The 24,986-nt window shown below is 63.1% G+C and carries 24 protein-coding genes; 2 read left to right on the top strand and 22 right to left on the bottom strand.

Going from position 1 to position 24,986, the window contains the following annotated elements:
- Position 1: 1 nt before the first annotated feature.
- Both VMW12_12105 and dnaX read right to left on the bottom strand, forming a co-directional pair.
- Entirely contained in the window at positions 2 to 310 is a 309-nt protein-coding gene (locus VMW12_12105; GenBank protein ID HUZ50459.1) for a YbaB/EbfC family nucleoid-associated protein, read from the bottom strand.
- Positions 307 to 1,995, bottom strand: coding sequence for a DNA polymerase III subunit gamma/tau (gene dnaX / locus VMW12_12100; GenBank protein HUZ50458.1), 1,689 nt, complete (start codon positions 1,993 to 1,995; stop codon positions 307 to 309). The genes VMW12_12105 and dnaX overlap by 4 nt, the downstream gene beginning before the upstream one ends.
- 148 nt (positions 1,996 to 2,143) lie before the next feature.
- Here dnaX and VMW12_12095 point away from each other — a divergent pair, with 148 nt between their 5' ends.
- Together VMW12_12095 and VMW12_12090 are read left to right on the top strand one after the other, a co-directional pair.
- Positions 2,144 to 3,817, top strand: coding sequence for an ATP-dependent DNA helicase RecQ (locus VMW12_12095; protein ID HUZ50457.1), 1,674 nt, complete (start codon positions 2,144 to 2,146; stop codon positions 3,815 to 3,817).
- Positions 3,818 to 4,028: 211 nt separating this feature from the next.
- Positions 4,029 to 5,531, top strand: a complete 1,503-nt coding sequence (locus tag VMW12_12090; GenBank protein ID HUZ50456.1) for a hypothetical protein — start codon at positions 4,029 to 4,031, stop codon at positions 5,529 to 5,531.
- A gap of 185 nt (positions 5,532 to 5,716) precedes the next feature.
- Here the strand turns inward: VMW12_12090 and VMW12_12085 are convergent, their stop codons facing one another.
- From VMW12_12085 to VMW12_11990, 20 genes are all read right to left on the bottom strand, one after another.
- Positions 5,717 to 6,751 carry a glycosyltransferase family 1 protein gene (locus tag VMW12_12085; GenBank protein ID HUZ50455.1) on the bottom strand — a complete coding sequence of 345 codons (1,035 nt, stop codon included), beginning with the start codon at positions 6,749 to 6,751 and terminating at the stop codon, positions 5,717 to 5,719.
- A complete protein-coding gene (locus VMW12_12080) occupies positions 6,748 to 7,611 on the bottom strand; it encodes a hypothetical protein (GenBank protein HUZ50454.1) in 864 nt (287 codons plus the stop codon). Before VMW12_12080 ends, VMW12_12085 begins: the two co-directional genes overlap by 4 nt.
- A 65-nt stretch (positions 7,612 to 7,676) precedes the next feature.
- Positions 7,677 to 8,873 (bottom strand): hypothetical protein, encoded by a 1,197-nt coding sequence (locus VMW12_12075; GenBank protein ID HUZ50453.1) that lies wholly within the window; start codon positions 8,871 to 8,873, stop codon positions 7,677 to 7,679.
- 81 nt (positions 8,874 to 8,954) lie between these two features.
- Positions 8,955 to 9,368 (bottom strand): pre-16S rRNA-processing nuclease YqgF, encoded by a 414-nt coding sequence (locus VMW12_12070; protein ID HUZ50452.1) that lies wholly within the window; start codon positions 9,366 to 9,368, stop codon positions 8,955 to 8,957.
- Positions 9,365 to 10,324 carry a DUF3084 domain-containing protein gene (locus VMW12_12065; protein ID HUZ50451.1) on the bottom strand — a complete coding sequence of 320 codons (960 nt, stop codon included), beginning with the start codon at positions 10,322 to 10,324 and terminating at the stop codon, positions 9,365 to 9,367. Before VMW12_12065 ends, VMW12_12070 begins: the two co-directional genes overlap by 4 nt.
- An 8-nt stretch (positions 10,325 to 10,332) precedes the next feature.
- Positions 10,333 to 11,463, bottom strand: a complete 1,131-nt coding sequence (locus VMW12_12060) for an LptF/LptG family permease (GenBank protein HUZ50450.1) — start codon at positions 11,461 to 11,463, stop codon at positions 10,333 to 10,335.
- On the bottom strand, positions 11,463 to 12,206 hold the full coding sequence (lptB, locus tag VMW12_12055; GenBank protein ID HUZ50449.1) for an LPS export ABC transporter ATP-binding protein: 744 nt from the start codon (positions 12,204 to 12,206) through the stop codon (positions 11,463 to 11,465). Before lptB ends, VMW12_12060 begins: the two co-directional genes overlap by 1 nt.
- Positions 12,203 to 12,754, bottom strand: a complete 552-nt coding sequence (gene lptC, locus VMW12_12050) for an LPS export ABC transporter periplasmic protein LptC (protein ID HUZ50448.1) — start codon at positions 12,752 to 12,754, stop codon at positions 12,203 to 12,205. Before lptC ends, lptB begins: the two co-directional genes overlap by 4 nt.
- On the bottom strand, positions 12,744 to 13,970 hold the full coding sequence (locus VMW12_12045; GenBank protein HUZ50447.1) for an O-antigen ligase family protein: 1,227 nt from the start codon (positions 13,968 to 13,970) through the stop codon (positions 12,744 to 12,746). The genes lptC and VMW12_12045 overlap by 11 nt, the downstream gene beginning before the upstream one ends.
- Complete coding sequence (locus VMW12_12040; GenBank protein ID HUZ50446.1) at positions 13,960 to 15,123, bottom strand: hypothetical protein; 1,164 nt, start codon at positions 15,121 to 15,123, stop codon at positions 13,960 to 13,962. The genes VMW12_12045 and VMW12_12040 overlap by 11 nt, the downstream gene beginning before the upstream one ends.
- Positions 15,120 to 15,845, bottom strand: coding sequence for a metallophosphoesterase (locus VMW12_12035; protein HUZ50445.1), 726 nt, complete (start codon positions 15,843 to 15,845; stop codon positions 15,120 to 15,122). Before VMW12_12035 ends, VMW12_12040 begins: the two co-directional genes overlap by 4 nt.
- A gap of 3 nt (positions 15,846 to 15,848) precedes the next feature.
- A complete protein-coding gene (locus VMW12_12030) occupies positions 15,849 to 16,967 on the bottom strand; it encodes a hypothetical protein (GenBank protein ID HUZ50444.1) in 1,119 nt (372 codons plus the stop codon).
- A gap of 1 nt (position 16,968) precedes the next feature.
- The gene (gene lpxA, locus VMW12_12025) at positions 16,969 to 17,736 is read right to left on the bottom strand and encodes an acyl-ACP--UDP-N-acetylglucosamine O-acyltransferase (protein HUZ50443.1); all 768 of its coding nucleotides are present in this window, start codon (positions 17,734 to 17,736) and stop codon (positions 16,969 to 16,971) included.
- Positions 17,736 to 18,200, bottom strand: a complete 465-nt coding sequence (fabZ, locus tag VMW12_12020) for a 3-hydroxyacyl-ACP dehydratase FabZ (GenBank protein HUZ50442.1) — start codon at positions 18,198 to 18,200, stop codon at positions 17,736 to 17,738. Before fabZ ends, lpxA begins: the two co-directional genes overlap by 1 nt.
- 1 nt (position 18,201) lies before the next feature.
- Positions 18,202 to 19,026 carry a UDP-3-O-acyl-N-acetylglucosamine deacetylase gene (gene lpxC / locus VMW12_12015; GenBank protein HUZ50441.1) on the bottom strand — a complete coding sequence of 275 codons (825 nt, stop codon included), beginning with the start codon at positions 19,024 to 19,026 and terminating at the stop codon, positions 18,202 to 18,204.
- Positions 19,027 to 19,039: 13 nt separating this feature from the next.
- Complete coding sequence (lpxD, locus tag VMW12_12010) at positions 19,040 to 20,068, bottom strand: UDP-3-O-(3-hydroxymyristoyl)glucosamine N-acyltransferase (protein ID HUZ50440.1); 1,029 nt, start codon at positions 20,066 to 20,068, stop codon at positions 19,040 to 19,042.
- 10 nt (positions 20,069 to 20,078) lie between these two features.
- Positions 20,079 to 20,486 carry an OmpH family outer membrane protein gene (locus tag VMW12_12005; GenBank protein HUZ50439.1) on the bottom strand — a complete coding sequence of 136 codons (408 nt, stop codon included), beginning with the start codon at positions 20,484 to 20,486 and terminating at the stop codon, positions 20,079 to 20,081.
- Positions 20,483 to 21,721: a hypothetical protein gene (locus VMW12_12000; GenBank protein ID HUZ50438.1), complete on the bottom strand. Its 1,239-nt coding sequence runs from the start codon at positions 21,719 to 21,721 to the stop codon at positions 20,483 to 20,485. The genes VMW12_12005 and VMW12_12000 overlap by 4 nt, the downstream gene beginning before the upstream one ends.
- Positions 21,722 to 21,752: 31 nt before the next feature.
- Positions 21,753 to 22,556, bottom strand: coding sequence for a hypothetical protein (locus VMW12_11995; protein HUZ50437.1), 804 nt, complete (start codon positions 22,554 to 22,556; stop codon positions 21,753 to 21,755).
- Positions 22,557 to 22,568: 12 nt separating this feature from the next.
- On the bottom strand, positions 22,569 to 24,845 hold the full coding sequence (locus VMW12_11990; protein HUZ50436.1) for a POTRA domain-containing protein: 2,277 nt from the start codon (positions 24,843 to 24,845) through the stop codon (positions 22,569 to 22,571).
- Positions 24,846 to 24,986: the final 141 nt, after the last annotated feature.

The following is a 24,986-nucleotide window of genomic DNA, read 5'->3' as shown; positions in this document are numbered from 1 at the left end:
ATTACATGAGGCCGGGAATGCGCATGCCGCCGGTCACGGAGCCCATACGCTTCTGCGATGCCTCATTGGCCTTGGCGATCGCATCGTTAACGGCGACCAGGACCAAATCTTCGAGCGTCTCGGGATCCTCGGGATCGATCGCATCCTTGCCGATCTTCACGCTCTTCACGCGTTGGTCGCACGTCATTTCGACGCTGACCGCGCCGCCGGCCGCGCTGCCCGTAACGATCATGGCCGCAAGTTCTTCTTGCGCCTTCGCCATCTCGGACTGCATCTTCTTGACCTGTGCCATCAATTGCGCCTGGTTCATCGTTCTTTGATCCGTTCGTTAGCGTATTTAAATAGGGCCTGCGCGTCTTCGTCGCCGGCATCCGCGTCCGGCGCACGAACGCTCTCTTCGACCTTCGCACGCGCGGTACCGCCGGGCTCTCCGACGCGCAGCGTCACCTTGAGGCTCGCCCCGAGAACGTCTTCGATCGCCGCCTCAAGCAAACGCAGGTGATCGCGCAAGATGTCGACGTTGAGCGAATCCGGAAGCCGTAAAACGACCGCCTTGCCTTCGATCGCATCGACCGCAGCGCGAGAAAGAGGTGCCCCGAGCGACTGCCTCTCGCTCTCGACTTTGCCCCGAATGTTCTGCCAAGCCGCGCGCACTTGCTGGAGGGTCGGCTGGCTGCCTTTCGGCTGCGCCGGCGACTTCGCCGCGGGAGGCGGCGGTTCGGATGCGACGGGTTCAGGCGCAACGGGCTCCACCCTGGGCAGCTCGGCTGCAACCGGCTCGCGCACCGGTTCGGGTATCGCAGGCCGGGTCGTCGCTCGCGCGGCCGCGGATGGGGGCGCCGCCGTCTCCGCGGCCGGCCTAGGCGTCCCTTCTTCCAGGGCGGCCAGACGGGCGGAGAGGGCATCGAGGCTCGGGTCCTCGCCGGCCAAGACGAAGCGGAGCAAGGCCGTTTCCAGCTCGAGCCTCGGCGTGCCGCCGGTGCGGGCCAGGGTCGCCGCATCGCTGAGAATGCGCAGCGCTCGAACGAGCGTCGCTTGAGCAACGCCCTGCGCGCGCGCGGTAGCCTGCTCGGCATCCTCGGGAGCCAGATCGCGCGCCAGTAATGCGGGATCGACTCGCGCCACCAACAGATTGCGAAAACTCGCGATCAGCGACCGCATTAATACGAGCATATCGGTACCGGAATCCGATGCGTCTTCGATGATCGAGAGCGTCCGCGCCGCATCGCGCGCAAGCGTCGCTTCAACCAATTGCGCGGCGAAATTACGGCCCGTGTTCCCGAAGGCTAAATCCAACGTCGCCGGGCTGATCGGCCCGTCCGCAAAGGCCGCCGCCTGCTCGAGCATCGTGAGCGCGTCCCGCAGGCCGCCGTCCGCGCGATAGGCTATAGCTGCCAGCGCCGCATCGTCGATGGCGATGCGCTCGGCGTCGGCGATCTCGCGCATGCGCTCGATCATCACCGGAATCGCGATGCGGCGAAACGCGTACCGTTGGCAGCGCGAAAGAATCGTCACCGGCAATTTCTCCGGCTCGGTAGTAGCCAAGATGAAGATCGCGTGCTCGGGCGGCTCCTCGAGCGTTTTCAAGAACGCGTTCGCGCCCTCTTTCGTGAGCATGTGCGCTTCGTCGATGATGTAGACTTTCATCCGCATGGACGACGGCGCGAACTTTACGGCATCGCGCAACGCCCGGATTTCATCGATGCCGCGGTTGCTGGCGGCGTCGATCTCCAGCACGTCCAGGGCGGTACCCGAGAGCATGGCCAGACAATTATCGCAGGTGTTGTCCGGGGTGGGGGTGGGGCCGTTGACGCAATCGATGCAACGAGCGAGAATCTTAGCAGCGGAGGTCTTGCCCGAACCGCGCGGCCCCGAAAAGAGGTAGGCGTGGGCCAGCTTTCCGCTCTCTAGGGCACTCGAGAGGGTGCGGACGACGGCATCTTGCCCGACCAGGTCGGTAAACGTCTTAGGGCGCCAGGTACGATAGAGGGACACGAACGGGGATTTGGCAGCAGCGTTTGGGGGCGCCTGCCCCGGGGTATCAGCTTAGTGGGAAGCCGATTCATAAGGAACCGTTAAGCATCGCCAGTCTACACTGTCGATGTGGGCGATATTTCATTAGGGCCCGTCCAAGGCATGTAGGATGATTGCAGAGATAAACCCCGGTGTGGAGTTATACGCCGCGTTACGCGAACAGTTTGGATTTGACGAGTTCTATCCGGGCCAGGAAGAAGTTGTGTCCCGCGTCCTCCTAGGGCACGATACGCTTGCGATCCTGGCGACGGGCGCCGGGAAGAGCCTCACCTACCAACTTCCCGCACTCATGCTTGAGGGGACGACGCTGGTCGTGAGTCCGCTCATCGCCCTGATGAAAGACCAGCTCGACATGCTGCGCGAGCGCGGCATCACCGATGTGGTCGCGCTCAATTCCACGCTCTCCGAAGATCAAGAGATCGCAACCCGCGAACGGGTGCGAGCCGGGGGCGTCAAGATCGTGTACACGACGCCGGAGAAACTCGAAGACGAAGCGTTTCTTTCGATTCTGCAGCAGATTCACGTGCCGCTGTTCGTCGTCGACGAGGCGCACTGCATCAGTCAGTGGGGACACGATTTTCGCCCGGCCTATTTGGCGCTCGGGCACGTCATCGAAAAGCTCCGGCACCCCACCGTCTTAGCGCTCACGGCGACGGCCACGCCCGCCGTCCGCGAAGACATTCTCAAGCAGCTCGGCATCGAGCACGTCAAACCGATCGTCAAGGGATTCGATCGTCCGAACCTGGTGTACGAAGCGCGCAAGGCCGATAAAGAGGCCGACAAGCTCAAGGCGCTCGGCAAGCTCTTCACCGGCGAAAGCACCCTAGCCGGAACCGGAATCATCTACACGGCAACCATCAAGAACGCGCTGGAAGTGCAGAAGTATCTCAGCGACACGCTCAACATTCCGGCCGCCGTCTATCATTCGAAACTCCATAAAGAAGACCGCACCACCGTGCACAATCTCTTCATGGACGAAACGATTCGCGCCGTGGTTGCGACCAACGCGTTCGGTTTGGGCATCGATAAGCCGAACATTCGGTTCGTGGTGCATTACGATTTGCCCGGATCGGTCGAAGCGTACACCCAAGAAGCAGGCCGCGCCGGACGCGACGGGCTTCCCTCGCGATGCATTCTGATCTATCGCACGAGCGATACGCGCGTGCAGAATTATTTTCTCACCGGCAAGTATCCCGGGATCGAAGAAGTCCAGCGCACGTTCGGTACGATCGAAGTGTTCGCGAGCCAGGCCGGCGGCGTCTCGATGACCGACCTGCGCAAGATCCTCCAGCTCCCGTTGACGAAACTCAAAGTGATCCTCGCCCTGCTCAAAAAGTCCGGCTTCATCGAAGCCTCGGGAAAATCGGCTTACAGCCTGACCGATGCGGCGCGTAAGAACCGCCATCTCGTGCTGAGCCTAGCCAACTACGAAACCAAGAAATCGTACGATCAAAGCAAGCTTGCCATGATGTTGCAGTATGCCGAGAGCCCCTCGTGCCGGCGCCGCTTCATCCTCAACTATTTCGGTGAGGACTTCGAGCGGCCGAACTGCGGACGATGCGATAACTGCGCCCGAGCGGCGCTACCGGGTGCGAAAATGCTCGCACACCAAGGTCCATCGAGCGTTGGCTTCAAAATCTCCGATATCGTCAACCATCCGAAGTTTGGGACCGGAACCGTGGAACGAGCCGAGAAAGACTTGGTCACCGTCCTGTTCCCCAGCGTCGGATATAAAACGCTTCTTGCGACGGCCGTAAGCCCCGCGCAAGCGCAACTCGCATAACCATCGGAGACACACGCTGCACGCACCCGCCTGGCCGGCGCGCACCCTCGCAACGCTCGCGTTCCTCGCGTGCGTGCTTGCGTCCGCCCCGCGAAGCAGCGGACAAGAACTCACCGCAACCCCGCCGCCGACGGTAGCGCCGCAGCCCTCTCCTACGGCCACCGCGACTCCCACAACCACGCAGCCCGGGCTGTCGCCGATACCCAGCCCCGTGCCCACGGCTTCCGCTTCCGCCGTCCCGACGGCATCGCCGACGCCTCCGCCGCTCCAGGTCCAGCCGCTGTCGGCACAAGTCGCGGTTGGCGCAACGCAACAAGTAACCGTCGGCGGAGCGATCGGAGACATCACCGCCGTGGCGCGCAACGCCGCGACTGTCGGCGTTACGATCGATCAGGAGTCGCGCACGCTAACGCTGGCCGGAGAAGCCCCCGGCGCGACGTTCGTGGACATCGCGGATTCGCGCGGCGTGAGCTACGCGCTGGGCGTGCGCGTCGCATATATTGCCGGAACGATCGCGCCGTACGTCTCGATCCAACTCACCGGCGACCCGGCCTCGGCGGATTACGTGCGCAAACGCGTGATGGCGGCCGTTATCCAAGCCGCGCAACTGCGGCCGAACGCGCAGGTCGTTCTCTCTCGCAGCGACGTCGCGATTCCCGGCGATCTGTCGCAAGACGATACCGTCGATCTCGACGTTCCCGTGCTCATTCAAGGCGATGCGTACTTTGACGCTAACGGCACCACTCACGTTCACGTCGCGAACATCGCCGCGCCGCGCATCTCGCCCAGATCGCTTATGGTCAGCGATTATCCCGAGCGTCTAACCGAGAACGGCGTTCTCTTTACCTCGGTGCTCCAGCACGACGCCCCGTCGCGTTTTCTCTACTTTCACTACAATCCGCCGGGACAGCCCGATCGCCGCATCGTCTTGCGCGCGAGCAATCACTCAGCCGAGCCGGCGATCGTTCAATTCATCGCGGGTCTCGGCGGCCCGAGCCCCAACGAAATGGAAGCCGGGCACGATGCGACCAAACGCTTTCTCGTCCACGTCGTCCAAAACGAGGGGCGCCTCATTACGGTGGGAGCGCACCAATCGTTCAACATTCTCGCCCAGAATTTACCCGCCGGGCAAATTCTCTCCGAGTTGCTGCAACTGCGCGTGCTTTCGGGCGGCAACATCCACCTCGCGCTTTTCGCGCAAAATGCGAGCGACGATCCGAACGCTCCGCTCGCGCAAACCGATCTGCTCACCAGCACGGTCCGACACGCGCGCGGCATCTACGACATCCCGGAATTCCACTATGCGACGCAGTGGGATCTGACCGGGCCGTACCTCACGCTGCCGATCGGCCAGATACCGCTTCCGAACACGCTCAAGGGTGAAGCGCTCGCCGGCGATTACGGCGTGCTCGAAGCCTTTGTCGTCAACGTGCAGAATCCACTACCCACCCCGCAGAGCATCGCCATCTACGAGAACCCGCGCGGCGGGCATGCCACCGGAACGTACATCATCGACGGCGTACTCGTGCAGTCGCATCAAGTCCCGCCGTTCTCGCGCTACAAAGTGCGCCAATACGTCGTTCCGTCGAAGGGGTTCGTACGCATCACGATCGTCACGATGCCCGAAGGCGGATCGAGTTATCCGCTCGATCTCATCTTCGCACCCGACGACGGCAGCGTGGCTCCGGGCGCGCCGGGTTCGCCCATCTACTAACCGACAGGCGCGATCCAACCTACCGCATTTGGGGAATCTGCGATTTTTGTGCAATCGACAGGATGTCGAACTTCCTTTGAACGTTGCACAAAAACGTAGAAGTAGGAAGCCCGCAGGATGCGGGCTGACGAACGGTTCCCCAAATGCGGTAGGTTGGATCGCGCCTGTTGGTTAGTAGCTCGAGATTAGCGCTGGCTTGCAGCAAGCGCGAGTTCGTATGTTTCGATCATCGCCTGCGCGCTGCGCTTCCAACTAAATCGTTCGATGGCGCCGGGCCGGGCCGCGCGGGCCCGCGGGTCGGCCTCTCCGCGTAACGCGGCGTCCAACGCCTCGACCCACGGCTGCACGTGATCGATCGGTAACGCCGGCGCGTCGTTCTGCGCGATCTCCGGCAGCGAGCTGCAATCGGAGGAGACGCACGGAACGCCGGCGCACAGCGCTTGCGCGACGCCGTAACCGAAGCCTTCGTAGCGCGAGGGCATCGCAACGACGGCGCAGGTCGCATAGAGTTCCAACAAGCGCTCTCGATCGACGTATCCGCAAAACTCGACGCGATCTCCGACGCCGAGCGCCCGAGCCATGGCTTCGCACTCATCGCGGTACGGCGTGTGCGGGCCCACCGAAATCAGCCGAGCGTTCTCCAGGAAGGGCAGGCAACGCACGATCAGTTCGAGATTTTTCCGGCGCTCGACGGTGCCGACGACCAGGATCGTGCGTCCGTCCCCGCCGCGGCGCTCGAGCGCGCTAAAATCGTGGGCTACACCTGGATAGACGACGCGGACGCGCTCGGCGCGCAGGCCGTCGACCATTTCCAAGAGTTCGCTGCGCGAAAATGCGGAGTCGACGGCGATTGCGGCAAGTCGCCGATAGCGGTCGGTTGCGAAGCGGCCGAAATAGTAGCGCGCGTAGGGGCGCGCGTGCTCTTGAACGCGCAGCCATGCGACGTCGTGAACCGTCGCGACGACCGGCATCGTGGCGGTGACCGGCACGGTACCCGAAGCGCAGTGCAAGAGATCGGCTCCGCACGCTCGCGCGCGTTGCGGCAACAGCACTTGGTCCCAATACACGCGCCGGTCGAAACGCCAGGGGTCGAGCTTCGGCTCGAACAGCGGAACGATGTCGAGGCCTTCGGCTCGCAACGCATCGACGAGGCCGTTCACGTATTCGCCGATGCCGGTCGCGGTTCCGACGGCGAGTTGGGCGTCGATCGCGATTTTCATCGCAGCATTCGTTCCAAGCCAAGCAATTCGGAGGCTTTAGGATTGATGGCGCGCGCGCGCGCCGCGTATGCGAGCGCCGAAGCGCGGCGGCCCTCGCGCAAAGCGACGATGCCGAGGCCGGCGAGCGAATCCGCACTCGCGGGGTCGATGGCGACGCCGTGCTCGAAGATGCGCGCGGCCGTGCGATATGCTCCCAACGAGAGCGCTTGGTTCGCGCTCGACAACACGTAGTTCATGTTGAGCGGCGCGAGCGTGAGGGCCGTTCGATAATCGCGCAACCCGCGTTCGAGGAAGGGGCGTTGCTCGCCGGCCGGGAGCCGGTATGCCTGCTGCGTTGCAAGCTCGCCCATGCGCCAGTATGCATCGGCCACGGCATCGGGATGCGTGGTGAGCGAAACGAGGCGATCTTTGAAACGCGCTTCGTACAGGTAGGCCAATTGCGGATCGCGCGTCGCGATCTCGGCGATCTCGCGCTGGACGGCGGCGATATCCGGCGCGGCAAAGAAGTATTCGAACGCCAATTGATGATGGCCGCGCGCGAGCGCGACGCGTGCGAGCAGATCGTTGCGTACCGGCGATGCCGGAAGACGAATGGCGTAACGCTCCGCACCGGCCACGTTGCCCGCATTCAACTCGTACCGTGCCAGCGTCGATTCCACGTAGCTCGCGGGCGCGACGTGGTCGAGCAGCTTATAGATGCGGACTCCGAGCGCCAACGGAATGTGCCGCGGCACGGCACCGGGCTGCGCGGAGCGAGCGTAGAGCGCATCCGAAGCGATCTGGATCGTTCCAAACACGAGCACCACGGCCGCGAGCGTCGCGACAAGAATACCGTTCGGTAACCGATAACGGCGAGTCAAGCCTGGATCCATCGATTCGCTAACGTAGGGCTCGGCTCGACGAGCCGGAGAGCCGCGCCACGAAGCTAGAACTTCACCGTGAAGTTGAGGTCGGCGCGCGTCTGCGTGAACGCGTTCGTGGGAATGAGATTGTCTTGGTAGCGATACTGCTTCGCTGAGAGGCTGATCGCGCTGGCGGAATGCGGAAGCGCAAAGGTGAGTTTCGCTCCGTACGTGTTGTTGTTCGCATCGAGGTTGGAGAGGCCCGGCACACCGTAACCGCCTTGGAGATGCTCCGTGTCATACTGCATGCCGAGGGTGAGGCTTCGCGTCACGGGCACCGCGATTCCCGTCGATAGCGTTCGTTTGCTGACGTCGGCATAGGCCGGAATGAGGACGGGCGGGCGATCGGCCGGAAGCTGCAGCGTCGAGGTTCCGTCGAAGTTCGACGACGCAAACGTTGCATCGGCGTTGCGCGTCATATGTTCGAAGCGGCTCGATAGATCGACGTTTACGTTGCGATTCCCGGCCCGTACGTCGAAATTCGCACCAATGCCGGAAGCGCGTTCGTCGAGCGAGAGCTGCGGCGACTGCACCTGCGCGCCTTCGAAGCGCGTCTGAACGTGAAGGTTGCCCAACCGCACGGGTACGGGCACGCTCACGGCGTCGGACTGCGCGCTGCCGTACTCCAACGCTTTCGGCGTTCCCGAGAACCCGGCGTCGAAGCCGTGGATCGGGCTGAAAATCGGGGTGAACGATACGATCGGTGATACCGTTTGCGCGTCGCGGCTTCCAAAAGAGAGATCGAACGTTCCCGGACCGGCCGAGGCAGCCGGCGGCGGCGCAACCGGTTGGTAGGCGGCGACGAGCGGAGCCGGCGTCTCTAGGGAGATGCCGAAGCGCTGCTCCGCGCCGAGCGCGATCGGCTCGTATGCGGGCGAAACTCCGGTTGAGAATGATTGCGAAATCTGCCGGCCGTATCGAGCCGCCAACTCGGCGGCGTCGGAGAGAAGATCGCTCGGTAGCGCGGCGGCGAGTGCCGGGTGCGGCACCAAGGACACGTGAAAAGCATAAGACCGCAGCAGCGATTCACCGTTCGGGTCGCCGTACCGCGCCTCCAGCGCGAAGCGCGCATCCGCGCTTTCGCCGAAAACTCGCTGTAGGAGCCCGGCGCCAAGATCCGATGAGTATGCGAGCGAGGGGACGCCTGCCGCCTGGGTTGCGCGCGAACAGAGTGCTGCTACCAGCACTGCAACCGCTATCACGCCCGGCGTGCGTCGCATGCTCCCCTTTCATCCGGCGCGCTCGTAGGTTACGAACGCCTCGGACTATATCTATCGGTCGAAAAACCTCGAAGTTTCAGATTACGACAGACGTTCGGGAGGGCCTTCGGCCAATAACCGGCGAGCGATCAAAACAGCGGCGTAGTCGTCGATCGGGCAGGGCGGCAACTGCATCCCGCGCGGGATCAACCGGCGCCAACCGCGGGGCGGGTGATCGTCGAAGTACAGGGTTCGAGCGTCGAGCGTGGTCGCGCGCTCGTCGATCAGGTGGATCGGGACCTCGATCGCCGCCAATTCAGCCCGAACCACGCGCGCGTTGGTGCCCTTGCCAAGGGCGATAGCCGTCACTCGATGCCCGCCCGTGACGACGAGCAGCCGCTCGCGCAAGCGCTCCGGCTCCTCGATCCCGCGTCCTAGCACCGCGCCCGAGAGATCGATCAACGCGTAACCAACCTTGCGCGTGCCGGGATCGATCCCTAGGATGACCGCGTTCATTTCGGTGCGGGGGTCGGTATCTGCGAAAGCGCGATGACCACGGGCACACCGCCGGTGTGAGGATAAATGTCCTCGGCCGCGTAGGCCGTCATAAAATACGTCCCCCGTTTTGCCAGCATCTGCTGCATCTGGGCGATATCGGGGAGGATCTGCAGAGCTTGCACGTGCCTCGCGAGATACGGCGGCATCTGCACCGCGCGAGCCGCGTTCGCCACGAGCGTCTGCACTTCTTGGAGTGCGATGTTGGCGCTAGCGCCGCTGCTGCCGGGAATCTTGATCGACGCGATCGGCTGGCCTTTGATGAAGCGGCGCGCGTCCGGCGTCGCGTTGATCACGAAGTGGATCGGATCGTTGACGAAAAGATTCTGCGCCGATCCCACGGTGAGCAACATGTTGTTTTGATTGAGCCCGGCGATCATCACCGGCGAATCGAGGACGTCTTTTTTTAATTTTTGATCGATGTCGGCGGGGATTGTGTAACGCTTGAGCCCGAGCGGCGGGTACGTCGCGTTCATGAACTCGACCGCTTTGAGGTAATACGCCTTGAGTTCCTTAAAGCGCGTCGCTTGGCTGTCACCCTGATGGATGATGAGATACGAGGGAACCATGAGCGCCTCGGTTGGGTAAACCAATCGCCCGGTATTCACCTTCTGCTCGAGTTCGCTTTGGCGCGCCTGCAGCGTCGCAATCTCCGTGTTGAGCGCGCTCAAGTGGAAAAACGCGGTTTTCACTTGTTGCGAAGCGAGAATCGCGCCGACCGTCACGACGAGCGAGATGAGCATTCCGGTGCCGATCGCGACGATCGTGGACGTATAGCGCGGGCGAATGCCGAAGAGCGTCAGGCGGCGGCGGCCGACTTGATGGCCTACGCGATCGCCCACGTATGCTACGCCGCCCGCCACCACCATGATGAAGAGTAGCGTGCCCATGCCGCGGACGAAATCGACGAACGTCATCGCCACGTCTACCTCGTCGCCGCTCGGCGCAATCGCGCGAGACCGATGCCGGTGAAGATCAGGTTCGGCATCCAGGCCGAGATAAAGGTCAGTCCCGCGTACGATTCACCGATGTACGAAAAGATCGTCATCACGACGTAGTAGATGAATGCTATGCCGACGGCTAAACCAAACCCCAGGCTCGTGCTCCCGCCGCCGCGCATCGAGCGTACGCCGAACGGCACCGCGATCAAAACGAAAACGAAGCACGCGAACGGACGCGCCAATTTCTCCCAATACGTGGCCACGTACTTGCGTTGCTCGGTCTGCGTTAATTGACCGCTGCGCACGATATCGGCAATCTGCGTTCGGCTCATAGCCTCCGGATTGTTCTGGCTCAAGCGCTTGACGATGTCGGTTGGCTTCTCACCCAGTTCGACCTGCTGCTGAGGAACGTTGGGCTCGGAGAGCGTCGTGCCATCGGGATTGAAGCGGTAGACGCTGGCGTTATCGAGCGTCCAGCGATCGCTCGTGAAATCGGCGCGATCGGCGAACACGATCTGCGTGGGATGGTTGTTGCGATCGTATTGGATCAGGGTAACGTGAAGCAACGCCTGCGAATGCGGCTCGTACGCCGTCGCGATGGTGATTTGCCGGCCACCGCCGGGCAGCGGCGCCGATACGGTGAGATCGCGGCTAAAAGCGCTGGTGTGGCTGATCACCGTATCTTCGATCTCGGTAACGCGGTCTTGAGCGAACGGCACCACGACCTCTTGCAAGACGTACGTCACGAACGACAACGCGAAGCCCGCGAAGAGCAGCGGCACGACGATACGCATGAAGGTGATGCCGCCGGCCTTCATCGCCGTGATCTCGCTCTCGCCCGAGAGGCGTTGAATCGCGAGCAACGTGCCGAGCAGCAGGGCCATGGGAATGACCAGCACGACTTCGCCCGGGAGATTCCATAAAAAGAGTTCGATGGCCGCCCATAGCGGCGCGTGGTCGGACGAGACGATCCGGCCGATCGCCAGAATCTGCGTCGCCGCAAAGATCAGCGTGAACGCGGAAAGGCCGAAGCCGAACGGCCCCGCCAGTTCTTCGAGGAGATAACGATCCAGGATCGAGGGGCGCAGCGTTCGCCGAATTCGCTTCCAAAGCACTACAGGCGGAATCCTTCGCCCAAGTAAAACTTGCGCGCAATCGGCGAATCGAGAACGTTCTGCGCCGTGCCGGAGACTTCGATGCGTCCGTTATTCATGATATACGCACGGTCGACGATGGCGAGGGTCTCGCGCACTTGGTGATCGGTAATGAGCACGCCGATACCGCGGTCGCGCAGTTGACGGATCATCGCTTGAATATCCGCGACGGCGATCGGATCGATACCCGTGAACGGCTCGTCCAGGAGTAAGAACTCGGGCTCGGTCGCGATCGCGCGCGCAATTTCGACGCGGCGGCGTTCGCCGCCGGAGAGCGAATCGCCGCGCGCATCGACGAACGCCCGCAGCCCAAACTCTTCCAGCAATGCCGGCAGGCGGCGCTCTTGTTCGTCCCGCGGGACGCCGTTTTGCTCCCAAATAAGGCGGATATTATCGCCTACCGAGAGCTTGCGAAAGATCGAATTCTCCTGGGCAAGGTACCCGATCCCGTTGCGAGCGCGCTCGTACATCGGGCGCCCCGAAAGATCGACCTCTTTGCCCCCTCGCTCCAACACCACGTTGCCGCCGTCCGGCTTTATCAGCCCTACGACCATATAGAACGTCGTCGTTTTGCCCGCGCCGTTGGGGCCGAGCAAGCCGACCACTTCGCCGGTATGCACTTCGGCACTGACGCCTTCGACGACGCTGCGCTCGCCGTATTTTTTGACCAGACCGCGTATTTTAATCGTGCTGTTTTCGTTCATTGCATCCGTGTACGGGTGAGCGAGATGTTGGAATCGATGCGATTGCCGCTTGCATCTAAGCCGTTGGGGCCGTGAGCTACAACGTGACCGACCCCGTGGATCATCTCGTCGCGCGCGGAGTAGGTGAGGGTATCGCATGCGAGGGTCATGCCCGCACTGCTGGTCGCGCGCACGCCGCCGATTAACGTCACCGTCTTGGCTGCCTGATCGACGAGCGCGTTCGGTGCCGAAGCCACCAACGTCGAACCGTCGGCATCGTAAAAGGTTACGTGTACTTGGTGCAGCGTGGCGCGAGCACTCCCTTGGGTGCCGGTGCTCTCGTAGGAGCGGGCCGTCAATTCGTACTGCTTGCGGTTGCTTTTTTGCTGGATCATCCGTACGGGTTGCGTGGCGGTCCCGCGACCGGTAAATTTGAGCGGAGGCAGCGACGGGCTGGGCGTGGGGGTGGGGTTTGCGACCGGCTGGTTCTTCGGGGCCAGAGGCGTACATGCGGCCAGCAGGCCGGCTAGAAGCGCGGCGGCCAACGCGCGCGAGCGCTCACGGCCCATCGGCGCGCTCCATCAATCCGTGGCGAGCAGCGACCAGCGCATACGCCAAGGTGGGGAGCCACAAGCCAAAGATCACAACACTCACAACGTCGATCAGCCCTTGCACGAGCGTTCCCATTAGTCCCGCTGCAATCGCAAGCGCGAGGAACGCCGCATCCGCGGATGCCTCACGAACGGCATCCCGCAACGCGATCGCAAAGCTCCACCACGTCCAGACGAACGCGCCGAAGCCGACGATTCCCAGCTCGGCCAAAAACGTCAAATACACGCTGTGGGCGTGAAAAGCGGTCGCATCGCCGTCGGGCAGCCTCACGACCGCATAGAGTTTGGAGAAGCCGAACGGCCCGACGCCCGTCAGCGGAAAGCGATCGATGATCTGGATCGCCGCCTGCCAGATCGAGAGGCGCGTATAATTTTCGCTCGGGTTGTGGTGCATGTTGAACGCCAGCAGCACCGCCGCCAGCACGGCACCGACGACCGCAACCGCCCATAGCGCCCCTTGGCGCGCGTGCCGCGCCCTAACCACGATCAGGAAGGCGGCCGCGGCGGCGAGGCCCACCCAGCCGGTCCGCGAGAAGCTCAGCACCATCGCCACCAGGCCCAGAGCGAGAGCCGCTAACGCAGCAATGCGTAAGGCGCGCTCGCGCGTAATGCGGGCGATCGCATAGGCGATCGGCAGAAGGACGATGAGGTATCCCGCGAGTTCGCCCGGCAACACGAAGGTGCCGATCGCTCGCCCGTTTCCAATCGTGTATTGGGCCGAAGGGAGCCGCGTGAGGACCATCCCAATCGCGGCTGCCGATGCGAGGGCGCCCGATAGCATGAAGGCCCAAGCAATCGCGCGCGCGGCTCCCGGATAGGTGTAATAGCGCACGATCGCGCTGTGCCATACCGCGCCCAGGGCAAAAATTCCGATGAACAGCACCCCGTCGTGCGGGTTGAAGCCCAACAGCGCTGCGAGCATCGAGGCCGCCACCCACGACCACATCGGGATGCCGATCGGCGAGCCTCGCCGAGGTGGGGCGAGCACCATCACCGTGGCATAGAGTGCGAGGATGCCCATCGCGGCCAGCAACCCCCACGCCACCCGCGGCGGAACGATCGAAATGCCCGGGAACGTCACCGTCGTCAGCGTGATGAACGCGGGGAAAAACGGCACGCATGCCTGTGCGAACGCAAGACCGGCCGGCATGCCGCGCGCCCATTTAGCCAACATCGAGCAACTCCGCGATGCACTCCGCAATCGCGCGCGCGCCGCCGGGGCCGCCCATCCGCTCCCGGCCGATCGCGCCCATGCGCTCGCGCATCGCCGGGTCGTCGAGAAGGGCGCGAAGGCCCGCGGCCGCCCGCGGCACATCGCCCGGAAGAATCTGCAACGCTTCGCCCAGCAGGCCGTGCTGACGCATCCGGTACCAGGCGGTCTTGCGATCGTCCCCGAGTTCGAAGGCCACAACCGGTATCCCGGCCGCAGCGGCGGCTTCGTTGGCGGTCCCCGCTTGCCCGATCACCGCCGTCACGTTGCCGAACAGCGCGCCGAGCGGGCCGCGAAACGCGCGCGCGACCACCCGGCCCTCGCGCATAACCGAGAACGGCACCGCGTCGTCGTCGCAAAGATCGATCTGCCAACCATCGGCTCGCAAACGCTCGATGAAACCCTGCGCCGTCAGCGTCGAAGCGATCGATAACGCGCCGCCCAAGGAGGGATATTCGGCAGCGCACGCGTCGACCACGCGTAACAGAAAAGCCGCGTCGTCGTACGCGCTCGTGCGGCTTCCCGGCACCAATGCGAGCGCGGGATCGAACCCGGCCAACGCGCGTAGCCCGGCCTGCGGGTCGGCATCGCCGTAAAGATCGACGATCACGTTGCCGGGCGCTCGCGCGGCGACGCCGTGCGCGCGCAAGCGCTCCGCGGTAGCCGCATCGCGCACGAAGATCACACGCGCGCGGCGCAGCACGCGTTCTTCCATTCTCCCGTACGGCGCGACCAACACGCTTTTGGCGGTGCCGACATAGGCCGTCGGCAGATGCGTCGCAAGCGTCATCAGCAACGCGAAAACGTCGCCGATGGCGACGCACGCGTCGTACTCCGATCGCGCCTGCCGCAGAAAACGATGCTGGGCGAGCGTGAGGCCGACGAGCCCGCCGCGAACGTCGCGCACGATATTTCTCACGTTGCCCATCGCGACGATGCCGCCGCTTGGGAGGCTGCGTTGCGGGCCCACCTCGCGCATCGAGCGCGATCGCCCTTCGCCCACGAGCGCCAAATGATCGCACGTCGTCTGCGGGCGCAATCGTTGCAGCTCGAACGCGAGGCGGTCGGCAATCGCCGCCTCGCCGTGCCCGTTACTTACGAAAAGAACGCGCGTCACGAAGCCGGCAGCAACGGCACGAGTTCGAATGCGTCGATCGTATGCCGCGCCCGGACGGGATCGTACTGCAGTTGCGTGCGCGAGACGTAGCGCCCGTACGGCCCGGCATGCACGATCGGGACGTCGCCGACGTATTCCGGCTGCGCGAGCGTATCGTGACTGTGGCCGCCTAAGATGAGGTCGATGCGCGGCACGCGCTCGGCGAGTTTGCGGTCGAGCGCAAGCCCGATGTGCGAGAGCACGATCAACAGATCGCCTTCCGGCAGCGCGCTCGCATACGGCTCGATGGCGTCCCACGGGTCTAGGAACCGCCAGCCGAAGATCCGTTCGAACGGGCTGCCCACCGGATACTGCATGATCAGCGTTCCAAGCAGATGAACGCGCGTTCCCGCTTCATCGAAGGTTAGAGCGCGCAAAAACGGGAGATCGCGACCTTTGGTGTCGAGCAAATTACTGCAGATGAGGGGATGCTGCATCTTCCGCGCGCGCGCGCGCAGCAGCGGAAAGAGGTAGTGGAACTCGCGGTTGCCGATCGCTTGCGCCATATACCCGGCGGCGTCGATCTCGCCGATAATCGGCTCGTTCGCATAGTACACCGTTTGGCTACCGCGCAGCGAATCGCCGCAATCGAAGAGCAGGCCGGGTTGCGCGGCGCGCAATTCGGCGAGCCGCGGCCCGAAACCACGATGGTCGTGCAGATCGGAGGTGTGATAAATGCGCACCGTTTACGCGGCGCCCGTCCGTGCCAGCGAGACGGCGAATTGCGCGCAGCGGTCGAGCGCGTCCGGCGGCCCAAGCGCCCGGCGCAGCCGATCGAAATGCCGCACCTGTGCGGAGGGGTCGTCCAGCAGACGGTCCATCGTTTCGGCAAGGCGTTCGGGCGTCGCGTCGTCTTGCAGGAGCTCGGGTACGATTTCTTCGCCCACCACCAAGTTGGGTAGCGTGATGAATCGGCCGGAGTACACGCGGCGCGCGTGCTTCACCAAGATCGGCGCGATCTTGTAGAGCGCGACCACCGGAACGCCCGTCAGCGTCGTTTCGAGTACGGCGGTGCCGGACGACACCCACGCGGCGTCCGCGCCGGCTATCGCCGCTTGCACGCCGCGCTCGACGGTGACGTCTTTCAATCCCTCGCGCTCGACGATCGCATGCAGCGTCTTCTCCGCGCGTGCGTCGGCCGCACCGAACGTGCCGTGCAGTTGCGGGCGACGCGCCTTGAGCAGTCGATATGCTCGGACCAACGCCGGCACGTGGTAGCGCAATTCGCCGCCGCGGCTCCCCGGGAGCAATGCCACGTGGCCGCCCCGCGCGGGCGGTGCCGGCAACGGCGCTCGCGCCGGATACTGCGCCGCCAGAGGGTGGCCGAAGTACACGATCGGGAGATCGTGGCGCTTATAGAACTCGTACTGATGCTCGAACGCGGTCATCGGCACCGCGTACGAACTGATCTCCTTCGCGCGTTTCTGGTTATCCAGCCACGTGGCGGGCGGAAAGAGATCGATGATCGGGCCGGCATAGTGCAAGCGCGTCCGCAGCTCTTTGGCCAAGCGTACGTTGAACGCGCCGAAATCGATCAGGACGACCACGTCGGGTTTCGTGCGCGCGATGTGCCGTGCGGTCTGCCACATCGCGTTTAGGAGTCCGGGTATGCGCGGGATCGCCGCTAGCGGCCCCATGCTGGCCCACCCGCGATGGTCGCGCCAGATCGTAAATCCGGCGTTGTGCATGCGCTGGTGCCCGATGCCTTCGAACTGCGCCTGCGGGTCGTGCGCGCGAATGGCTTGCGCCAAAAGCACGCCGGAGAGTTCCCCCGATGCCTCGCCGGTCGATACGAAGTACCTCACGTCACTTGAGAATGCCGCGTTGCGAGGGAGCTTCTAAAAACGCGATGATCTCCCGGCCGGGTTCGGTCGTGACTTCGGTCTTCATCGTTTCGATCGCTTGCGATACGTTGAGTTTCGGATCGTAGATGTGCTTGTAGAAGCGCTTGATTTCGTTGCGCTCTTCCACGCTGAATCCGGCCCGGCGCAAGCCTACGCTATTGAGCCCGTAGGGGGCCGCGGGGTTGCCTTCGATCAGGAAGAAGGGCGGGATGTCCTTGGTGAGTTTGCTCGCGCCGCCGATCATCGCGTAGCGCCCGACCCGCGTAAACTGGTGCATCCCGGCCATTCCGCCGATGGTCGCCGAATCGCCGATCTCGCAGTGCCCGGCAATTTGCGCGAGGTTGCTCATCGTGACGCCGTTCCCGACGATACAGTTATGCGCGATGTGCACGTAGGCCAGGAACAAGCAGTCGTCGCCCACGGACGTGACCTCATCCTCGCCGGTCGCCCGCTGAATGCTGACGTACTCGCGAATCGTCGTTCGGTTACCGATTTTGGTGTACGCCCGCTCGCCGTAGTACTTGCGATCTTGCGAAGCGGCGCCGATGGTTGCGAACGGAAAGATCTGGCATTCCTCGCCGATCTCCGTCCATCCGTTAACCACGACGTGCGCCTGCAATACCGTGCCGGCGCCGATGGTGACGTTCTCTCCGACGATCGAGTACGGGCCTATTTCCGCGCCGCGGGCGATGTTCGCATTCGGGTGAACGATGGCTGTAGGGTGAATCATTAAATGTGCAGCACCGTAGAATCGGCACCGAACATGCGCGGGTCCGATGCGATCGAGAACATCAGCTCGCACGAACACGCCAACTGGCCCTCAACTTTGGCCTCCGCGTGCACCCATCCGATATTTCGCTTGTGCCGAACCAGAATGACTTCCATCATCAACTTGTCTCCGGGAACGACCGGGCGCCGGAACTTCGCCTTGTCGATCCCCGCGAGATACGGCGTCTTGCGCGAAAATTCGCCGGGTTCCAAGACGACCGTGCCGCCGAGTTGCGCCATCGCTTCAATCATATACACGCCCGGAAAGAGCGGGTTCCCGGGGAAGTGCCCGGTGAACACCGGCTCATTGAACGTGATGTTCTTGTAACCCAACGCGCGCACGCCGGGTTCCATCTCCACGATGCGGTCGATCAGGAGTATCGGGTAACGGTGCGGCAAGATTTCCATAATCTGCCGAATGTCGATATCAGCCACTGTGCCTCTCTCGTAACGCTTGCGTCACCTGCGCGTGAAGTTCGTGCCCGCTCTTAATCGCAACGATTTCGAAACGGGGCCAAGCGCCCAACAGCGAAAAATCGCCGATGAGATCTAGGACTTTATGACGCACGACTTCGTTGGGCCAGCGCAACGGTTGCATCGGCCCCTGCGCGTCGAATACCAGCGCGTTCTCCAAGCTCCCGCCCAATGCCAAGCCGCGCGCGCGAAGCGCCTCAACTTCGTGCAGGTAGCCGAACGTTCGAGCGGATGCGATCTCGCTCGCGTAGGTCGCGGGATCGATCACGCCGTCGAAATACTGCACGCCGACCGGCGCCGCAAATTCGGCGACGAAACGGACCCGGAATTCGGGAGCGGGCAGAATGATGACCGCGCGGTCATCGCGACGCATATCGAACGGCGCGTCGACGACGAATTCTTTGCGGACGACGCCTTGATCGATCGTGCCGACGCTCTCGATGGCTTGCGCGTAGATTTTCGAGCTCCCGTCGAGTACCGGGATTTCCGGCCCGCGGACCTCGATATCCGCGTTGCTCACGCCCATACCGAAGAGCGCCGAGAGTACGTGCTCGATCGTCGAGACGCTGGCGCCGTCGCGACCGATCACGGTCGCGCGCGAAGTATCGATGACGTACTCCGCCGTTGCCGGGACTCGCACCGGCCGGCCTGCGCCGCCGGCGAGCACGAAGGTGAGCCCGCTATCGGCCGCGGTCGGCCGTATGTGCATCGATGCCGGCGCGCCCGAATGCAGGCCGACGCCTTCAAAAGCAAGGTCGTCGCGTAACGTGGTTTGCATCACGGGCGCATCGTCATGGCGCTTCGCGCTTGCGCTCGCGCTCCAAAGCATCGACACGAGCTACGAGCTTTGGCAGGCTGCGAATCATGACCTCTCTTTTGAGTTGGTCGCGATGGTCGCGAGCCGGATTTCCGGAGACGGTAGCGCCATCCGCCACGTCGCCCCAAACGCCCGTTTTGCCCGCAACCGTGGCGCCCGATCCGATGCGCATGTGTCCGCGCGTTCCGGACTGCCCTGCAACCTTGACGAAATCGCCGAGCGTCGTCGAACCGGCAAAGCCGCTCTGCGAAGCGACCGCGCAGTGCCGGCCGATCTGACAGTTGTGCCCAACCTGCACGAGGTTATCGATCTTGGTTCCAAGGCCGACGCGGGTGCTGCCCGTCTGCGCGCGGTCGATGCACGCGTTGGCGCCGATCTCCACCTCGTCGTCCAAGACGACGTTTCCGACTTGCGGGATCCGCTCGAGCCGCCCATCGACGAAAGCCCAACCGAAGCCCTCGCTGCCGATGACCGACCCGGCATGCAACACCACGCGGTTGCCGATAACGCACTCGTCTAAAACGGTCGCTCGCGGATGCAGCCACGTATCTTCGCCGATCGTCGTGCGCGCGCCGACGTGCGCGCCCACGCCGACCACGCTGCCGCGGCCGATCCGGGCACCGGGGCCGACGTACGCCATCGCGTCGAGGAAGACGTCGTCGGCCACATCGGCCGTCGCATCGACGATGGCGCTGGGATGACGAAACGGCCCGGCGGGTTTCGGCGGGCGCAATCCACGCAGCAAACGCGCGAGGGCTAAACGCGCGTTCTCGACCACGATCATCGGCTTGGCGGGGCCATCACCGATCGGCACGGCGGCATCGACGAGGACCGCTGCGGCACGGCTCGCCATGGCGCTCGCGAGGTAACGCTCGTCGGTCGCAAAGGTCAGCGCGTCGTCGGTCGATTCTTCGACGGCGGCGATCCGATAGATCGCGATCGCGCCGTCACCGACCACGCGTCCGCCGACGCGTTCCGCAAGCTCTTGCAACGTCCCGAGCACAGCAAGTGACCTATGGAGACGGCGACGGGGTCGCCTTCTCGGTGATATTAAGTGCCTTTTCGATCTCCGGCGTGATATCGACGCCGCCGTAGCCCACGCCTTCGCGGGTTACGACGAGTTTGAGGTTCTTCTGCTGCGCGATCTTACTCGCCGCGTCACGAACCTGCTGCGTCAATTGCTCGGTGATCTTCGCGTAGCGGGCCTGCAGAGCAATCGCGTCGCGACGCTTTTGCTGCAAGCTCTCCTTTTTCTGCGTGATCGCCTGCTCGTCGAGCACGAGCTGATTCTGATAATTCTGATAGGTGGGCCAATTGGCGACGATCCGTTGCACATCGACCAATCCGACCGGGCTTGAGGAGCCGCAGCCGGCCAGAAGCGCGGCGGCGAGCGTGGTGATGACGATAGTGTGTTTTTTCACTCGTGTAGACTCTCGATATCCTTGATAAGATCGTTCGTTAGGTCGTAACCGCCTGGGGCTGCTTTGACGCCGACGAGGGCGACGGAGAACCCTCGTTGCTTGGCGAGGCGCGCCGCCTCGGTCTTGATTTGGTCGGCCATCTGGCCGGTCAGCTGATCGTGACGTTTTTGCAGCGTGGCGAGCTCCGCGGCCGCAGCTCCGGTGGCCCCGACGTCGGCGCCGTGGAGTGCTTGAAATTGGTTCGTGAGATCGGCCTTGGTAGCGTTGAACGCATCGATGGTTTTCTGCGCGTCCGCGGCAAATTGCTGCCCGTACTGTTGATGGATCGCAGCGATCTGCGCCCGCACGGCAGGCGGGACGTTGGCCGGGAGGCTCGGGGGGCCCACGCTTCGGAGCTGCGCTCCGACCTGGTCGCGACGCGCCGCGATTTGGGCCTGCGTTTGAGCCTGGATTTTGCCGATCTGCGCGTGGATCTGTGCGTCGGTCTGCGCGCGCACCTGCTGCTGGTAGGCCGCCAGAGCTTGCGCGTCGCGTTGGCGGAGCGCGTTGATTTGATCGGCTTCGGACTTGTCCATCGCCGCGAGTTGGTCGCGTAGGCGCTTGGTGGTGGCGACGTCCAAAGCCAGGTTGTTCAAACGGGTTTTGATCGAAAGCCTCGCCGCCGAATCTTGCTGCGTCAGGCGTAGCGAGAGATCGGTTTCGTCCTGCTGATACTGCATCGCCCGCCCGCGTATTTTTTGTTCGGCCTGGCGCTGCAATTGCTGGACGATCGCGTTGCTTGCGGCGTTACTCTGCGCGACGACGCTGCGTTCGTATGCGAGAAAATCGCTGCTTGCAGCTTGCATCGCCGCCCGAGACTGAGCTGCGGATTGCGCGTTTACCTGCGCCCCCACTTGAGGGCCGCCGCTGATGCCCGCCGCGGCCAATGCGGCTGCCACGGCTTGCTGCTCGCGCGCGCCGTACTGCGCCTGCGCCGCCGCGATGGTCTTGTTCGCTCGCTCCTGCGCAGCTACGAGTTCGGCGTTGAGGACCTTGGTCTGCGAGGCGATTTCGGCCGCGCTGCGCGGAACGTGCGGGCCCGCCGCCTCGAGATCGATCGCAGCGATCGCATCGTTGATCTGCGAGAGCTGGCCGTAGAGGGGGTGATGCTTGACGACGTCGTTGATGCGTACGTACGCGATGCCACGAATCTGCGGGGAATTGACATCGACGCGGCCGCATCCGTGCAAAAGCACTGCGGCCGCGAGACATGTCAAAAGCCCAGCGCTATTTACCGAGCGCATTTTGGACATCTTTTGTGATGTCCGTTCCCCCGAAGACGATGTCGGCACGATCGACCACCAGGAGGAGCTTCTTCTGCTGCGCGACGCTAGCCGTTACCGATTTCACTTGGTCGGCCAGCGGTTTGAGTAATTGATCCCGCTTGTCGCCGAGCGTCTTATTGAAATCCGCGGCGACTTGCTGCTTCTGCGCATCCGTCTTGGCTTGCGTCATTTTCGCGGCGAAGATCTTGCGTTGATCCTGTGCGAAAGCCGCGAGCGCGTCGTTGGCCTGTTTGATCTTGGGCGACGCGTCGAGCGCGGTGTTGTCGACGAACCCGATCTCCGACGGCGGCGGGGTGGCCGTCGGCGGCGCGATCGCCTGACCGCTCTTGATGAGGCCCTGCACGTCGCCGGTGATATCGACGCCACCGTAGACGACGATGCGCTTGTCGACGACGACCGAGAGATTTTTCTTCGCCATCACCTGGGCGATCGCCAACTGCGCCCGCGTGAAGAACGGCCCGACCAGCTCTTTTTGCTTGTCGGAGAAGCGTTGCTGAAACTGCATCTCGATGTTCTGGCGGTCGGCATCGGACTTCGCCGATTTCATCGCGGCCGTGAACTGCCCATCCAGCTGGGCGCGATATGCGGCTAGGCGCTGATTCGCCGCGACGAACTGCGGCATGCTGCCGATTTGCGCCTGATCGAGGTATCCGATGTCGGTGAGATCCGATGCGATCGCGCTCGGTACGATGGCAAACGCAAGTGCGACGATCGCGATGAGAGCTGTTAAAGACCGATTCTTCATGACTTCCTTATATTAGAAACTCTGGCCGATGCCGAAACTGGTATGCGTGCCGTTCGCACCCTTTGCGAAATCGACGCGAACGGTGCGTAGGCCGAGTTGCGGTACGTCGAAACGGAAACCGAACCCGTAGTCGCCGCGAAGCGACCAATTCCCCGGATATCCTACGATGCGATTGGTGTACGGGTCCAGGAGCGGCTGCGCGCCACGGATCCGATAGTCGAGTTCGTCCACGAAAAACGCCAGCGTGAGCTTACGATCGGCGGTCAACGGTTGCCGTAACTCGGCCTGCCCGAGGTAGGCGTCGGTACCGTAGAACACCTGTTGATACCCGCGCATCTGTTGGTCGGAGAACGTGAACAACTGGCTGGGAGGGATGACGCCGGTCGATAGCTGCGCGACGCCGTGAATGCCGAACGTCGCATTCTTAAGCACGGGGAAGAACTTCGAAACGTCGAGCGTCGTCTGCGTGAAGTTGAAGCTCGAACCGATCCCCGGTGTCGAGATCGCTTCGTTGAGCGTGGCGCTCACGCCGGTGCGCGGATTGTACGGGTCGTCGAGCGTGCCGACGCGGAAGCCGAACGACGCCTGGTTGAGCTGATACGGCTGCCCGGTGTTGACGTTCGCAATCGAACTCGCCGCGATGCCGAACGAGCCGTTGATATTCGACGTGTTCGAGTTGAGCGGCCCGGGAGTCGGGCCGATCAGCACGTTGGGCTGCGAGCCTTGGAAGAAATACGGCGTCGGCACGGTCGTGTTGTACTTGACCTGCTGCCCCGAGAATCCGACGAACGCCGTGGTTGGAATGCTCAAGCGGCGACCGACCTGGACCTGCGCCCCGAGCGACGACGACGAACTCGTCGCGACGATGCCGCTAATTTGCGATGCGTTCGTACTCGGGTAGAGCGTTACCGGAATCGGGGCGGGCGTCCCGCCGACCACCGGTACGGCCGCGATACCCGACGTGGTGCCGATCGAATAAACCGGATAGTAGTACGTCGAGCCGTTCTGGAAGACGCTCGCCGAAAGCGAGTACTTCTGCGTCTTGGGGTTGTTGCCCAAGTACGGAATGCCGACCGAGAGCTGGCTTTGGTTGGTGCGCGAGCCGCGCTGGAACTGCAGCGAGGCCGAATCGCCGGTGCCGTGCAGATTGGAATCCTGGTATCCGAGCGTTCCGTACAGCCCTTGGCCGGTGATGCCGCCGGAGTATCCGAACCCGATCGAAGCCGATGCGGTGCGCTGCTCGGTGACGTGCCAGATCAACGTGCCGTCTTGCGGCTTCTTGGGGTCGGGCTCGCCGGGCTTGAAAGCCGGCTCGACCTTCGAGAAGAACCCGAGCGCGTTGAGGCGTTCGTAATCCCGCTTGATCGCATCGGTGTTCACGACCATGCCGGGGCGCACGAGCAGCTCGCGGCGGATCACTTGATCTTTCGTGCGCGTGTTGCCGGTAATCTGTACCGCCACGACGCGGGCGACGTAGACGTCGTACTTGACGTCCGCGGTGCCGTTCTTGAGATCGATCGACGACGGATCGATACCGCCCTCGAAATTTCCGAGCTCGACGTGCAGTTTGTCGTCGTAGAACTTCTGCAACGTTTTCGTATCTTCGCTGCGGAGCGTATCGGAGAAGACGACGCCCGGTTTTGCTGCGAGCATGGGCAGCAACACCTGCGGCGGCAGCAACGGGTCGCCGCCGATGATCACCTTGCGAATCGTCAGGCCTTCTTGAATGGTCAACGTCAGCGCGCCGGTCTTCGAATCGAGATTGATGTCTTTGACGTGCGTGGGTACCTGGCCGCCGAAGCCGATCCGCTCGTAGTAATTGTTGATCTTGAGGACGTCCTGGCGGAAGGTGTTCGTATTGAAGACTTGGCCGACCGAGAGATCCATCAATGCCAACAGCGTATCGCTCTTGACCGTGCTGTTGCCCGTAAAGTTGATTGCGGTAAGCACGGGGTTCTCGATCACGCGATAGGTGATCGCAACCCCACCCGGGCGCTCCCGCACGAGCGGCGGGGCGATGTCGGCGAAGTAGCCTAGCGCGTTGATGCGCGCGAGGTCGCCTTGCACGACTTTAGGATCGTAGGTGGTGCCGGGTTGTGCTTGGACGACCGCCATGATCGTTGACGTCGGCACGTGCAAGTTGCCGGTTACGTCCACCGAGACGATCTTTGGCCCGGTCGCCGAAATGGCGGCCGATGGCGCGACGAAGGTCACGAGGACGATGAGGGCAAGCAGAGCGACTGCGCACCGGACCAATGCGCTAGGCGCACGCCGAAGGTCAAAGGTCATGCGTAAAAGTTGTCCCTTAATGATTTTGAAGGATGCTGACGCGGTCAGCAAAGGTAACGCGCCATGCACGCGTCCTGTTTCGATTCCGGGACCCCGTGTTCGCCCTGGGGTACTCCGCTCCTTGCCGGTCAATTCTCAGGC

Source organism: Candidatus Dormiibacterota bacterium, assembly GCA_035532835.1.
Taxonomy (GTDB): Bacteria; Vulcanimicrobiota; Vulcanimicrobiia; order Vulcanimicrobiales; family Vulcanimicrobiaceae; genus DAHUXY01.
This window is presented reverse-complemented; position numbering and strand designations above follow the sequence as displayed.

Coding starts and splice junctions, on each gene's coding strand:
- VMW12_12070 (HUZ50452.1), bottom strand. CDS start 9,368: ATGAACGCGGTCATCCTAGGGATCGATCCCGGCACGCGCAAGGTTGGT.
- VMW12_12045 (HUZ50447.1), bottom strand. CDS start 13,970: ATGTTGGCTAAATGGGCGCGCGGCATGCCGGCCGGTCTTGCGTTCGCA.
- lptB (HUZ50449.1), bottom strand. CDS start 12,206: ATGAACGAAAACAGCACGATTAAAATACGCGGTCTGGTCAAAAAATAC.
- VMW12_12065 (HUZ50451.1), bottom strand. CDS start 10,324: ATGACGTTCGTCGATTTCGTCCGCGGCATGGGCACGCTACTCTTCATC.
- VMW12_12085 (HUZ50455.1), bottom strand. CDS start 6,751: ATGAAAATCGCGATCGACGCCCAACTCGCCGTCGGAACCGCGACCGGC.
- lpxA (HUZ50443.1), bottom strand. CDS start 17,736: ATGATTCACCCTACAGCCATCGTTCACCCGAATGCGAACATCGCCCGC.
- VMW12_12095 (HUZ50457.1), top strand. CDS start 2,144: ATGATTGCAGAGATAAACCCCGGTGTGGAGTTATACGCCGCGTTACGC.
- VMW12_12105 (HUZ50459.1), bottom strand. CDS start 310: ATGAACCAGGCGCAATTGATGGCACAGGTCAAGAAGATGCAGTCCGAG.
- lptC (HUZ50448.1), bottom strand. CDS start 12,754: ATGGGCCGTGAGCGCTCGCGCGCGTTGGCCGCCGCGCTTCTAGCCGGC.
- VMW12_12075 (HUZ50453.1), bottom strand. CDS start 8,873: ATGCGACGCACGCCGGGCGTGATAGCGGTTGCAGTGCTGGTAGCAGCA.
- VMW12_11990 (HUZ50436.1), bottom strand. CDS start 24,845: ATGACCTTTGACCTTCGGCGTGCGCCTAGCGCATTGGTCCGGTGCGCA.
- VMW12_11995 (HUZ50437.1), bottom strand. CDS start 22,556: ATGAAGAATCGGTCTTTAACAGCTCTCATCGCGATCGTCGCACTTGCG.
- lpxC (HUZ50441.1), bottom strand. CDS start 19,026: ATGCAAACCACGTTACGCGACGACCTTGCTTTTGAAGGCGTCGGCCTG.